Raw genomic sequence first — 14,054 nt, forward strand, 5'->3', positions numbered from 1 at the left:
CCCCTAGCGGCGGCGAAGAGCTGCTTCGAATCTGAACCCAGCTACCCTACAAACTGCAATTTGAAAAAAGCCCCCAATGCGTAGAAATTTCACGCCAACGCATCGAGGGCTCTATCTATTTACCTATTTTACACCACACCATGCGCAATCATGATGTCAGCTACTTTTACAAAGGCTGTGATGTTGGCACCCGCCACCAAATCATCCGGGTCTGCATATTTTTCTGCATTCGTTTTCGAACTGCGATAAATATTGCTCATAATATCCTTGAGCTTGTTATCCACTTCCTCGAAGGTCCACTGCAGACGCTCGGAGTTCTGGGACATCTCCAGTGCCGATACGGCTACACCGCCAGCATTGGCGGCCTTGGCCGGGGCAAACAGTACCTTATTCTGCTGGAAATAATCAATAGCTTCCAGCGAAGAGGGCATATTAGCGCCTTCACCTACTGCGATGACGCCATTGGCCACCAGTTTCTTGGCGCTCTCCAAATCAATTTCCCCTTGGGTAGCACAGGGAAGTGCGATATCGCATTTCACCGACCAGACTCCCGTGCAGCCCTCATGATACTCGGCCTGGGGATGGGTCTTGACATATTCCTTAATGCGGCCACGGCGAACCTGCTTGATTTCCTTTACCGCCGCCAGGTCAATGCCATTAGGGTCGTAGACATAGCCATTGGAATCGGAGCAGGTTACCGGTTTAGCGCCAAGCTGCTGGGCTTTCTCAATGGCATAGGTTGCCACATTGCCCGAGCCGGAAATCACCAAAACCTTATCCTTCAGGCTGATATTCTTATCGTCGAGCATATTCTTGACGAAATACAACAAGCCATAGCCTGTAGCCTCAGGGCGGGCCAAGCTGCCCCAATAATCCACACGTTTGCCCGTGAGCACGGCTGCATCATAGGCATTGCGGATGCGTTTGTACTGGCCAAACAAATAGCCAATCTCACGGCCGCCCACACCAATGTCACCGGCCGGCACATCCACATGCGGACCGATATGACGGTAGAGCTCCGTCATAAAGCTCTGGCAAAAATTCATAACTTCATTATCCGATTTCCCATGCGGGTCAAAATCCGAACCGCCCTTCGCGCCACCGATGGGAAGCCCCGTCAAGGCATTCTTGTAAACCTGCTCAAAAGCCAGGAATTTCAAAATGTCAAGATTAACGCTAGGATGGAAGCGCAAGCCGCCTTTATATGGCCCCACCGCGCTGTTCATCTGCACGCGGAAACCGCGGTTGATGTGAATCTCACCCTTATCATCCTGCCATGGTACCCGGAAGGAGACGACGCGCTCTGGCTCTACCATGCGCTCGAGAATCTTCTGTTCCTTATATTCCGGATGTTTCTCCAGAACCGGTACGACAGTCTCCAAGACTTTTGAAACCGTGGTTTTGAACTGCTTTTGTTCGGGGTCACGCGTTGCAATGAGATCCAGGGTATCCTGGACATACTGTTTCATGTCTGCCAAAGTAAATCGCTCCTTTTATGAAATTATTTTACCGTTACAAGATTACATAAATTATGCATCTCCAACGGTTTCAGTATACTATATTTTGTCGCAATTGTATATAGTTTTAATACACAGTGTATTATTTCATCCCATTATTTCTATTCATTGCGCACATATTCCCGCGGAATCGATTGCAGGAACCGGCTCATATGACGGTAATGACCATATTGCTGCTGGGTCCAAGACACAAACAACTGCCGCTTAGCCCTGGTGATGGCCACGTAGAAAAGCCGTGCCTCCTCAGCCAGCCGGCCGGCTTTATCGGCCTGAAATCCGGGGAAGGTTCCTTCCTGCATTCCAGCCAAAAACACATAATCAAACTCCGAACCCTTGGCCTGATGAACCGTAATAATGGGAATCTGGGGCTTCTGGGTCAAGGCATCCAATTCCGTATTGGAAAGGGTCGTAAACCGCAAAAAACGGTTCACAGCATCCAGCGGAGAAATCCCCTTATCATCCAAATCCCGAGCCTGACGGAACAAATCCCGCAGGTTTTCTATGCGCTGTAATTCCTTATGCTGCTGGTAATAATCGCTTACCCCAGCTTCCACCACAATTTCTCCCAAAAGCTGCCAGGGGCGAAGAACCAACGCCCGCTCCCGAAAGCCATCCAGCAGTGCAGCCATATCCGTAAATTTATCCAGCCACTGGGCCAGCAACTGCCGCCGCGTGTCCTGCTGGCTGCGAATTTCCCGCTCCACAACGTATTGAAGGATTTCTGCCGTCGCCATAATATCGTCCAGTGCATCATGGGAAGACTTATGACTTACGCTGCAATACTCCCCCAAATATTCCAATTTATAACTGGGAAGATTCGGGTAAAACCGGCGGAAAATATCCAAGGTATCATAATAGGTGATATAGGAAAAGGCTGGCAGGTTAAGCCGCGACAAATGGCTGTTTAGAATACTAAGGTCATAGGTCACATTATGCCCGACAATTACCGCGTCTTGGGCAAAGGCACAAAAATCCCGCAGGACATCTGCCGGATCATCCCCATTTGCCTGGAGCCACGCATCGGTCATCTTATGGACACGAACCGAATCCCCCACCCGCCGGGTAGGCCGCAGCACCCGCTGGAATTCCTCCTTAATGGTGCCATCCTTTGCCAGCCGGATGCCGGCAATCTGAATAATTTCATCCCGGGTGGTATCCACGCCGGTGGCCTCCACATCGAAGACCACCAGATTTTCCTGCTCCCAAGCGGAAAGGAGCAGCGCAAAGGGGTCACCGTCCCTGCGGGCAATGGGGTCGAGAAAATCCGTCAGCCGAATGCCCGCCCGGCGATATTCTTCCGAGGACAATTTGCGGATTGTCGCAGGACCAATTCCCTGACCAAAGCGGTTTAAAATGCGGACAAAACTAGCCACATCGTGCTTATTGATAATAAGCCGCAAAAATGCCAGCACATCCTTCACTTCCTGACGGCGGAAGAATTTCACCTCATCAATCAGCATAAAGGGCAGCCGCTGCCCCTCAGGCTGCATGCGTCCTAAGGAACGGAACTGGGCCGACAAATCCTTATTATACCGATTGCTCCGGGTCAGAATACAAACCCTGGAATAATCGCTTACCGGCAGCTGCTGAATCCTGTAGTATATCCACTGGGCCTCCTCAGAAAAATCCATGGCCCCTTTAAAGACAATGGGTTCCCCTCGCTCGGCACTAACTGCGGTAATGCCTTCGGGATAAAGGGCCGACACCCGTTCCGGGAACAATTCCTGCAGGCTGGCAAAAGACGCCCGGAGCAGCACCTGGGTCGACCGATAGTTTTCGTGCAACACAATACGGCACGGCTGATAATCCTGCTGATACTTTCGCAGCACCAATTCCGGATGTGACCCGCGCCACTCATAAATCGTCTGAAAGTAATCCCCGCAAAGCAGCAGATGACTGCTGCCAAAGATACGGGATATGATATCATACTCTAATGCACTGGTATCCTGCACTTCGTCGATATTGATGTAGACAAAGCGACGAGCCCAGCGCAATGCCAATTCCGGCTGAGAAAATAGTTCCCCTGCTCTCACGATGAGGTCCGTGAAATCCAATCCGTGAAGCTCATGTATGCGCTGGTCATATTCAGCTGCAACACCTGGCCCCCAGTCCTGCCATCCCTGGTACAGCTGATCGTAATAACGGTACGTATCATCTACTGCCAGGGCACGCACCTCCGCAGCGTCCATCTCCATCAGCCTTGCCAAGGTCTTTTGGTAGTCCTCTTTATCACTGGCACCGAAAAAATGGTATTCTGCCCGTTTTTCCTTGAGCTGAGCCACTAAATTCTGCACAGCCTTTAGCGGCCAGACCTCCTCCAAAATTTCTTTGAGAATCCCTTTGGAATCGGTCTCGTCGAATAAGATAAAATCCGAAAACAAATCCGAGTTCCGCTTTGCCTCGGCCTTAATCACATCATAGCAAAAGCCGTGGAAGGTCCGTACCAGCACCCGGCTGCCTGCCGCCCCAGCCTTTTCCTCCACCCGCTGCCGCATTTCCCGGCAAGCCTTATTGGTAAAGGTAAGACACAGGATTTCCTCCGGAAGCGCCCGCTGATTTTCCAAGATGCTGGCAATGCGGCAGGCCAGGGTATTGGTCTTTCCCGTTCCCGCCGGTGCCAATAGCAGGATATTTTTATCCAGCTCCTCCACCGCTTGGCGTTGTGCTTCGTTTAAATCCGAAATATCCAAAGATGTTCCCCTCTCTCGCCGAGTATCAGGAATTCAGTGATGACTCAAAAATCTCAACACAGGATTTCTTGCGAATGGCCGCTATCATTTCCTCATAGGATGCCGGCTGCATGCCCATGCGAATGAATTTATCGTGCATGGCAATCTCCCGTTCAATGGCGGATTCCGATATTCCCTCAGCCCTTGCCACTTCTCTAAATTCTGCTGCTGTCATAAACACTTCCTCCTAAATGATTCATTCTGCGTTTTGTCCGAGTATTCTTATTCGACGCCGAGCAGCCCATTCCCTGCCCTTAAGAGCCATAGGTCTCCACCTGCATCTTTCTGCCATTGGTATGGAACACCACTGCCCCATCCTCATCGGTCCGATAAATTTTGCTGCCCATCCCTTGATAGCGCTTTAGCACCGACTCTTTTGGATGGCCGAAGCTGTTGTCCCTGCCAACGCAAAACACCGCCCAACGGGGATGGACCGCCTGCAGGAATTCTTCCGAACTGGAAGTATCGCTCCCATGGTGCCCGGCTTTAATCACCGTGCTTTCCGGGTTGATTCCCTCTTGCAAAAGACTCTGTTCCCTTTCCTTTGTCAAATCCCCTGTGAGCAAGAACGACGCGCCTCCATAGGAAACGCGATAGACATTGGAAGCCTCATTACCGGCCACCATATCTGCCGACAATACCGGCGCATATAATACCTCAATGGTTACCCCATCGATTTGCAGTCGGCTTCCTTGCCTGGCTGCTTCCAATTTGGATAGTACCGGGTCATTATCCCCCAGCCCCATGCTCCTAGCGTAAGCGGACAAGCCTTCTGCCCCGGTGTAAACCTTGCCTACCGGAAGCTTATGCAGGATACTGCCACAGCCAGCCGCATGGTCTTCATGGGCATGGGTCAAAAATACGGCATCCAGACTGCGCACGCCATAATGCAGCAGATAAGGAACCACTACGCGCCCGCCCACATCAAAGGCACCATCTCTTGTCCCCCCTGTATCAAATAGGAAAGCATGGCCCTTGGGCGTCACCACGAGACAGCAGTCCCCCTGGCCCACATCGACAAAATGCACCGAAAGCTCTGGCGTCTGTCCATAACGCCAGCCCCCCACTACCAGGATACCAAGGGCGCCAGCAGCCGCCCAAAAACGCCGTTGCCGCCCCAGTTGCTGGCAGAAAAATTTTTGCTGCTCCTTCTTCAGCAGGAACCACCCCAGCAGCAAATAATAAACCGCCCCTCCTAGGACATTGGGCGACGGCACCCAAATCTGACTGGCAGGGAGCCTCGCCAGAATCCGAAGAATTTCCGCCACGAATCCCAGCAACAGACTGACACCAGTAAACAGGACTGCCCCTACCAAAGGAAGCACCAAAGCTGCCAGCCCGGCAAACAAAGCCGCCACCAGAATCAATTCAATCACCGGAACCGCCAACAAATTAGCCAAAAGCGAGGAGAAAGAAAGCTGATTGAAATACCAGGCCAATACCGGCAAGGCCATCACCTGGGCCCCAATGGTGATGGCCAGGCTGCCAGCCGCCAGTTCCGGCACCTGATGCCCCCGGAGCCACTGACGGATTCCCGGTGCTAAGAATAGCAACCCCGCCGTTGCCAGGAACGACAATTGAAAGCTGATATGGAAAAGCAACAAGGGCGAAATCGCCACCATCACCATGCCGGTCAACAGCAGAATATAACCGGCCGTCTTCTCCCGTTCTAATGCCAGTGACAGAAAGGTCAAGCCCCCCATGATTCCACTGCGTATCACCGGCGGAACACAGCCAGAAAGAATGCTGTACAGGGTGATTGCCCCCATGACCATAACAGCAGTAATCCCCTTTGGGAGCCGCAACAGTCCCGAAAGCCACGCCATCACCGCCGCCAGCAGACTGATATGGGAACCGGACACCGACAAGATGTGAACGATGCCCGTCGCAGTGAAATCCTGCAGCAATTCTGGCTTGATGCCCTCATAACCGCCAAACAACATGGCAAAAACGGCTGCGGCATCTTCCTTGGACATAACCTTTCCCAGCTGATTCCGGTAATGTTCCCGGATGCTTATTATCCAGCGGGCAAAGGCCTTCGTATCCTTGGGCGTTACGGTAATTCCCCGCTTCCCCGTGGATAGGGATGCTGTAATCCCTTGGGCCTTTAAGAGCGCCTTGGTGTCAAGCTGCCCCGGATTTTGATAGCCCTGGGGGATTCTGACTTTTCCTGACGCCTGGATTTCGTCCCCAACCTGAACCGTTGGAATCTCCTGCGGGTTGACACGGCTGTAAACGTACATCCCCCCTGAGGCTTCCTGTTCCTGACCAGTCACTTTGACTTTTGACAAGTCAATTTCATAGCGCAGCTTTTTTTGACCGGTCAAATCTTCTGTTACCCGCGGTTCCGCCCGCAAGGTTCCCGTGACCTTGACCTCTTGGCAGGCGAAATGGGAAATGTCCTGCCCTGGCAGTTTGTCCGTCACCACAAAACGAACCATTCCCGCTGCCATAAACAACAACAAAAACACCAGCCAACATAAGGGGCTCCGCCGCCATACCAGCAAAACTGCCACTAGCAGCAGCAGGATAAACGGCAGCATCAATGCCCCCAGACTCAGGACGCCAATTATTTTCCCCGCCGCAATCCCAGTACAAAGCATGGCAAAACAACCTGCCAAAAAGAGCTGTGGATGCTGTCCCGTCTCCATTTACCACCACTCCTCTAAGATTTACAAACAAATCTTATCCCGGATTTTTGTAAACTTGGCTTCCCCAATGCCCTTTATTTTCTTGATGTCCTCGATGCGCTGAAAATTCCCTTCCGTCTCCCGGTATTCGATAATCCGTTTCGCCATAGCCGGGCCAATACCAGGCAGAGAATCGAGTTCCTTCTCATCTGCTGTATTGATATTGATTAACCCGCTCGCTTCTCCTCCCCGTTTTCCCGCTTTTTGGTCTTTCCCCTTAGGTAAGGAAGCTTGCCGTTCCGGCACCTTCACCTGCTCCCCATCTTTTAGCACCTGCGCCATATTGATATGTTCCTGATCAGCAGTAGGCAGAAGTCCTCCACAAGTGTTTATCGCATCGCCAACGCGTGCCCCCTCTTTTACCGTTACCATCCCAGGTTTATTGACCGCTCCAGTCACGTAAACTGTAATATTAGAGGCCGTTCCCCCTTCTTCACGGCCAGCTTCATCCAGCACTACAGCACTTTCCTGTGCATAGGAACCATATATTGTTCCCATGGCAATAGCAGCTAACAACAGCAACAAAATCCATAAGGATTTTTTGTACATAGGCAAGATACTTTTCCCTCCTTTGTCTTTCGTTATTCTAACCACCTGCTACTTCGCGCCACACGAAAAAACTCCTGCCCAAAGGCAGGAGTTTTTCCGTTTATTATGATAAGTTGTTGGCAATAGTAAAATCAGGCGATAGCCGTGCGGAAGAAATCTTCCACCAAACGGTCCCACCCCATGTCATAGACATTACGCTCTCCGAGCTCGTTTTGATACTGGGCCAAGGCAATGGTCATCAGCGAATCGGCCACATAGCCATCATCATCCATACCGACTTCGGCATAACTGTCATGAACCGTATTGACCACTTCTGATAATCTCGCTGCTGACATATTATCTACTATATAATACATAGCCTCTAGATACTCCCGTGTATCTCTACGATATCCGGATGGAGTTTCTTTGACAGCATCCATAATCTGGCTGATTTGGCTCAATGCTATGAACTTGATTCTGGTAACGTACATTTCTTTTGTATACATACATCATTCCTCCATCCATGGATAAATAATAACATATGTTTACATGTAATGCAAATTGTATGCATGTATACATGTAACACTGTTTACTGAATTATATGACTTTTCTTATTCCTTCTACGCTTGCCATAAACGCCGCGATTGGAGTAAAATTATGTTGTTGAATGATGATTGTCGAATTAATGTAGTTTAGAAACGAAAACCAAGGAGGTTTATTTCGTGGAGAAGATTAGGATTGGGAAAGGTCAAGTATTACATCGGAAAGGCGACGAGGTAAAGACACTCGAAATCGTCCTAGCTGGTGCACTTGCTATGACCGATGGGAATGACATAAACGTACGCCTGGGAAGCGGTTCTATGGCTGGAACTGCCTACCTTCCAGGAGAAACCTATTCCTTCGATTATGTAGCCTTAGAGGATGCCACCTTGATGGCAATGGATTATATGAATCCCGATGATATCGTCGAGGCCATTACGGGAACACCGGCAATAGCACCAGTCATCGCAGCTGCGAATATGGAACTTGCAACGGCGATTCTAGAATCCCTCACTGCTACTACCGATGCTGCCATATCACTTTGCAAAGAGCTCAAATACAATTACAACGAGTACAAATTTATGTGTGTCCAGCTCGGCACCGCACCAGAACAATTCGATTTTGTCGAGCATCTGATTCCGCTGGAATCCTCCGGACTTGATTCCAGTTGGGAGGCTGACCTTTGCCGCGCCTATTGCAGCCAGCGAAGTGCGCTGGATAAGGGCTATTACCCTTTAGATGTAAGCTTCTGCGTGGAGACCGTCATGCGCGCCTCCACCATCAGCCGCAAATTTAGTCAGGAACTCCTTTCAGTCCTGACCTTTGTCGAACAGACAAAATCCGGTGCAGCTTCCTTTATTGAAGCCTTCTATAACGTCAAATCCCGGGTTGACACCAACAATCGCGGTGATTCCAACGCCGCCCCCCATATCCAAAACGCCCTGGATATGATTTTGGCTTTTTCCGGCGTCGACCAGGAAACTGCCGATACCTTCCGCAAGGATGTAAAGGCCTATACGGATACCGAAGACCGTCTGGAAAAATCCGATGAGATGCGCCATCTCCGCCGCAGCCTCTCTGATGGCTTCTATAAAATATATGAAGCGGCCTTCTTCAAGAGCCTCAATACGGACCACCTGCCGGTAGAAGTCCGCATGTTTTTCCTCTTTGGCTTCGTCGACGAGACCCTGGCGGGAACCGCCAACACCGAGATTCTTTACCAGACTGCCGTTGGTTGGGAAAACGACCCGGAAGAACGCATCGTTTCCCTTTACGATTGGCTGCTGAAAATCTATCGCGGACAGGCACTTCCGTCGAAAAACGAGTTCGATAACGACTGGTTCGAATACCTCCGCGAGGAACTTCGCACCGGTTCCATTTCTCAGGCGGAATCCGATTCCCTGCAAAGCGATACCCAGGCGATGGTTTCCTTTGAAATCCGCAACATGGTCACCATTGCCAATAAAGCGACTTATGGCCGCCTAGCTACCTTCGTACCGATTTTCAATGCGCAGGATGTCGTCCGGCCGCTGGAAAAATGTCTTGCCAGCCCAGCTCGGGTTCGGGAAGCCTTCGACAAGGTTACGGATATCGACTATAGCTGTTTCTACCGACCCACGCTGGTCAATTTCCCGGAATTCAAGATTCCCCACTTCATCTACGATGTGGAGGTCAAGCCCTATATCATCCTGATGCCCAACATCGGCAGCCGCGGCCTCATGTGGCAGGAAATCGAAGGCGTCCGCCGCACCACCCCGGCCCATATGATGATTTCCATCTATCATTCCGAAGATCTGGACAATACCGTAGTTCAGATGTGTGCCCAGTTCCGTTGGGAAATGTGCCGCCGCATCCAAGGCGTCCGTTATGCCGACGTATCGGAACCATCCCTTACCTCGGAATACACCAACTATCTCCAGTTCTACCGCAAAAACGGTTATTTGTCGGCTGACATCAAAGAACGCATCAAGATGTCCCTGCAGAAGGCGCGCAATGATTACAAGGTCATTTTCATGAACGATTATGAAAAATACATCCAGAATGAAGCCTTTGGCATGCCACGTCTCAATAAGATTGCCCGGGAAATCTTGTTCAAATACTGCACCTATTCCCAAAAGTTCCGCGATGAACGCGGCACCAATCCACAGTATGCGCCGCTTATGGACCGCTGGAATGTGGCCCATAATTCCCGGGTTCACAACGTTGACCTGGTCCTTCGCAAGGTTCAGCGCATGAATCCGGATGCCGTCCCCCAGGAAATCCTTGACGAAGTAAAATATCTGAAATTGTAAGCGCTATAAAAAAGCTGAGGCCCGAAGAAATTTCTTCGGGCCTCAGCTTTTTTATAGCGCTAATCCTTAAATAGTGTAAAAATTGACGAGCTTGGCGTCGGAGATACCATCCATCCCCTTGATGACTTCCATAACAGCTGCCGGAATATCGTTGTCGATGGTCAGCACCATGAGACTTGTTCCCTCAACCTCCGTCTTGCCAACCTGCATGGCGGAAATATTGATGCCGTTGTTGCCCAGCAGGGAGCCAATCGTACCGATAACACCTGGACGATTGATATGCGGGCAAACCAGGATGCGAGCATGGGGGTCAACGTCGACGCGGAACTTGTTGATGCGGACGATGCGGCCTTCAGCGCCGAACAGCGTACCCTGAACGGAGAGCTCTTTGCCACCAGCCACAGCCTTAACCGTAATGAGGTTCGTGAAGTCTTCAACTTCCCGTTCTTTGACTTCCATGACTTTAATGCCGCGCTCTTTGGCCAGCCCCGGCGCATTTACATAATTTACTTCATTTTCCATGATAGGATTCAGCATGCCCTTGACCACTGCCGTGGTGAGCATTCCCGTGTTGACCTCAGTGATTTCACCATTGTAGATGACTTCCACCTTCTCCACCGGACCGTCGGCCAGGGATACCACGGTGCCGCCCAGGCGCTCAGCCAGCGTAAGATACGGTTTGATTACCTTCATGACCTGGGGGGATACCGGCGCCATATTTACTGCCGTCGATACAGGCTGTCCTTTAAGAGCAGCCAGAATCCCCTCGGAAACATCCAGGGATACGCCAATCTGGGCCTCCACCGTCGATGCGCCAAGATGCGGCGTCAAAACGATGCCCGGCACGCCGACCAGCGGATGGTCCGGTCCCACCGGCTCGCTGGTGTAAACATCGATAGCCGCACCAGCGACAATGCCCTGTTTTACCGCCTCAGCCAAATCCTCTTCGACGATGATACCACCACGGGCACAGTTGACCAGGCGGACGCCCTTCTTCATTTTCTTCATCTGTTCCATACCAATCATACCTTTGGTATCTGGCGTCAGCGGCATGTGAACCGTGATGAAGTCCGATTTGGTGATGACATCCTCAAAGGTGCCAATGGTGACCCCCAGGGATTTTGCACGCTCTTCATTAATATAGGGATCATAGGCAATGACCTCCATATCGAAGGCCATGGCGCGTTTGGCAACACCAGCACCAATGCGGCCCATGCCGATGACACCTAAGGTCTTGCCACGAAGCTCAACGCCCACATACTGCTTGCGATTCCACTCGCCTTTCTGCATCGTCTCATTGGCAATGGGAATATTGCGGGACATGGAAAGCATCATTGCCATGGTATGCTCCGTAGCCGCAATCGTATTTCCGCCCGGAGAATTGATGACGATAATGCCCTTGGCCGTTGCTGCCGGGATATCGATATTATCCACACCGACACCGGCACGGCCGATAATCTTGAGGTTCTTGGCCCGCGCAATTACTTCCGCCGTGACCTTAGAGGCCGAGCGCACCATCAATGCATCATACTCGGGAATGATTTCCAGCAGCTCCTCTGCGGAAATCTTGTCCTTAACATCGACTTCAAATTCCTTCTTTAAAAGCTCAATACCTTTCGGGGAAATGCCATCTGCAGCCAAAACCTTCATATTCATCGCTCCTCCAATATCTTTGTGGAAAACACTTTCCTCGTTAATTTCTACACAGACAAAACAAAAACCTCTTGAAAATGAAAAAAGCCTCGTCCCAATTTGGGACGAAGCTATTAGTTCCGTGGTGCCACCCAAGTGATATCCGAAAATATCTCTCTTGCCGCTGTATCGGGCGCCCCGTCTGGCTCATCGCCAGCCGCTCCAAGGCGGAACAACAGCTTCTCCCTCTGACTCGCACCATCCGTCAGTTCTCTTTGCGGGCAGCCACTATTGCTTCCTCTTCCTCGCGTTGTCTGTTCCTATTCTCCTGTGCATAACCGTATTATAGCGTCTCCGCCTCTCATCGTCAAGTGTGTTTTTCAGAAAAACAAAATTTATTTTCTCGCTTGCTTTTCATAAATTTCCGCGTTAAAATATAACAAAACGCCTGGTGTCCGCAAGTCACGGACGCTTCGTTTTATGAAGTCGTAAAGAATCATCATGATTTTAGGAGGTTATCCCATGGAAGCAGACCGCGTTTATAATTTTAACCCAGGTCCGGCCACACTGCCCCTGGAAGTACTCAAGGAAGCTCAGGCCGAGTTCTTAAATTTCCACCACAGTGGCATGTCTATCCTGGAAATCAGCCATCGAGCCAAACAATATGACGAAGTCCACCAGCAGGCCAAAGCTGACATCAAAGAGCTCATGGGGCTCGGCGATGACTACGAAGTCCTGTTCTGCCAGGGCGGCGCCAGCCAGCAGTTTGCCATGATTCCGCTGAACTTTGCCACCAAAGACCATCCGGGCAGCTATGTGCTCTCGGGCAGCTTTGCCACCAAAGCTTACCAGGAAGCAGAGATTCTCGGCGTTGGCGAGATTGCCGCTTCCTCCAAGGATGTGGATTTCCGTCACATCCCCACGCAGGATGAAATCAAAATCAATCCGGAAGCTTCCTATGTTCACCTCTGCTATAACAATACCATCTATGGCACGGAGTATCATTATGTACCGGATACCAAGGGCGTTCCCCTCATTGCGGACATGTCTTCCGACATGCTCTCCCGCCCGGTAGATTTCCAGAAATTCGACTTCATCTATGCCGGTGTCCAGAAAAACCTCGGACCGGCTGGTGTCGTCCTCGTCGTTGCAAAGAAAGACCTGCTCGCTAAGAGTCCGGAAACCCTGCCGACGATGCTTCGTTACAGCACCTTCCTCAAAAAGGACTCCCTCTACAACACGCCGCCGGCATTCTGCATCTACATGGTCGGCAAAGTTGCTGCCTGGATAAAGGCCAACGGCGGCCTCGTCGAAATGGAAAAACGCAATCAGAAAAAGGCCAAGGTCGTTTACGATGCCATTGACAATTCCAACGGTTTCTACCGTGGCCATGCGGACAAAGACAGCCGTTCCTTCATGAACGTCACCTTCCGCCTGCCCAGCGAAGACCTGGAAAAGAAATTCGTTGCCGAAGCCCTCGAGCATCAGCTCAGCGGTGTCAAAGGCCATCGCAGTGTCGGCGGCATGCGTGCTTCAATTTACAACGCCATGCCCTATGAAGGTGCGCTTCGCCTGGCCGAATTCATGGAAAAATTCCGCCAGGAAAACGCCTGATTTATACGCAACACAAAAGGGATTGGAAAAAATCCCTTTATATTGACACAAATTCGCAGAAGCCTCCATAAGGTAGATCGATTAATCTACCTTATGGAGGCTTCTGCGAATTTATCCATACACTTTTTACCAATTACAGTTTGTAGGGTTAGAGAGGGGGCGGATTCGAAACATTACTCCGGCGGCGAGGGACACAGTACCAACGCTTTACCGGTGACAACCCGCTACAAGAAATTTTTGCCTTTAAATTAAGAATTGGAAAACAGTTAAACGCGCTTCGCTTGAACGAAACTGCTTTTCCAACGAGAACGCAGGCAAAAATTTCTTGCTTAACGCGGAACGTCAAGGCTACGCTTATGGTACTGTGTCCCTCGCCGCCTAGGCTAGAGCCGTCACAAAACTGCCTTCCCCTCTGGGGAAGGCTTCTAGGTCCAAAAGTCAGCCGCCGCTAGGGGCAGTGCCATAAACGAAGCGTTTGATATTTTCCGTTAAGAACGAAATTTTTATCCTCCC

At 50.8% G+C, this 14,054-nt stretch carries 9 protein-coding genes; 2 read left to right on the forward strand and 7 right to left on the reverse strand.

What is annotated here, in order from left to right; genetic code table 11:
- Positions 1 to 128 precede the first annotated feature (128 nt).
- The 6 genes from gdhA to BLQ36_RS12940 all read right to left on the reverse strand — a co-directional run bounded on the left by gdhA (position 129) and on the right by BLQ36_RS12940 (position 7,970).
- Positions 129 to 1,478: an NADP-specific glutamate dehydrogenase gene (gdhA, locus tag BLQ36_RS12915; RefSeq protein WP_074515971.1), complete on the reverse strand. Its 1,350-nt coding sequence runs from the start codon at positions 1,476 to 1,478 to the stop codon at positions 129 to 131.
- 140 nt (positions 1,479 to 1,618) lie between these two features.
- Entirely contained in the window at positions 1,619 to 4,207 is a 2,589-nt protein-coding gene (locus BLQ36_RS12920; protein WP_081342369.1) for a 3'-5' exonuclease, read from the reverse strand.
- Between the two features lie 25 nt (positions 4,208 to 4,232).
- The gene (locus tag BLQ36_RS12925) at positions 4,233 to 4,421 is read right to left on the reverse strand and encodes a hypothetical protein (RefSeq protein WP_074515972.1); all 189 of its coding nucleotides are present in this window, start codon (positions 4,419 to 4,421) and stop codon (positions 4,233 to 4,235) included.
- 79 nt (positions 4,422 to 4,500) lie between these two features.
- Positions 4,501 to 6,897: a DNA internalization-related competence protein ComEC/Rec2 gene (locus BLQ36_RS12930; RefSeq protein ID WP_074515973.1), complete on the reverse strand. Its 2,397-nt coding sequence runs from the start codon at positions 6,895 to 6,897 to the stop codon at positions 4,501 to 4,503.
- A 21-nt stretch (positions 6,898 to 6,918) separates the two neighbouring features.
- Positions 6,919 to 7,491 carry a helix-hairpin-helix domain-containing protein gene (locus BLQ36_RS12935; RefSeq protein WP_074515974.1) on the reverse strand — a complete coding sequence of 191 codons (573 nt, stop codon included), beginning with the start codon at positions 7,489 to 7,491 and terminating at the stop codon, positions 6,919 to 6,921.
- A 125-nt stretch (positions 7,492 to 7,616) separates the two neighbouring features.
- Positions 7,617 to 7,970: a hypothetical protein gene (locus BLQ36_RS12940; protein ID WP_074515975.1), complete on the reverse strand. Its 354-nt coding sequence runs from the start codon at positions 7,968 to 7,970 to the stop codon at positions 7,617 to 7,619.
- Positions 7,971 to 8,186: 216 nt separating this feature from the next.
- Here BLQ36_RS12940 and BLQ36_RS12945 point away from each other — a divergent pair, with 216 nt between their 5' ends.
- On the forward strand, positions 8,187 to 10,295 hold the full coding sequence (locus BLQ36_RS12945) for a cyclic nucleotide-binding domain-containing protein (protein WP_074515976.1): 2,109 nt from the start codon (positions 8,187 to 8,189) through the stop codon (positions 10,293 to 10,295).
- 66 nt (positions 10,296 to 10,361) lie between these two features.
- Here the strand turns inward: BLQ36_RS12945 and serA are convergent, their stop codons facing one another.
- A complete protein-coding gene (gene serA / locus BLQ36_RS12950; RefSeq protein WP_074515977.1) occupies positions 10,362 to 11,945 on the reverse strand; it encodes a phosphoglycerate dehydrogenase in 1,584 nt (527 codons plus the stop codon).
- A 504-nt stretch (positions 11,946 to 12,449) separates the two neighbouring features.
- On the opposite strand from serA, the gene serC reads away from it, so the two are divergent.
- Complete coding sequence (gene serC / locus BLQ36_RS12955; protein ID WP_074515978.1) at positions 12,450 to 13,541, forward strand: 3-phosphoserine/phosphohydroxythreonine transaminase; 1,092 nt, start codon at positions 12,450 to 12,452, stop codon at positions 13,539 to 13,541.
- Positions 13,542 to 14,054 lie beyond the last annotated feature (513 nt).

It is taken from the genome of Selenomonas sp. WCT3 (genome assembly GCA_900100835.1).
Classification (GTDB): Bacteria; Bacillota; Negativicutes; order Selenomonadales; family Selenomonadaceae; genus Selenomonas_A; species Selenomonas_A ruminantium_E.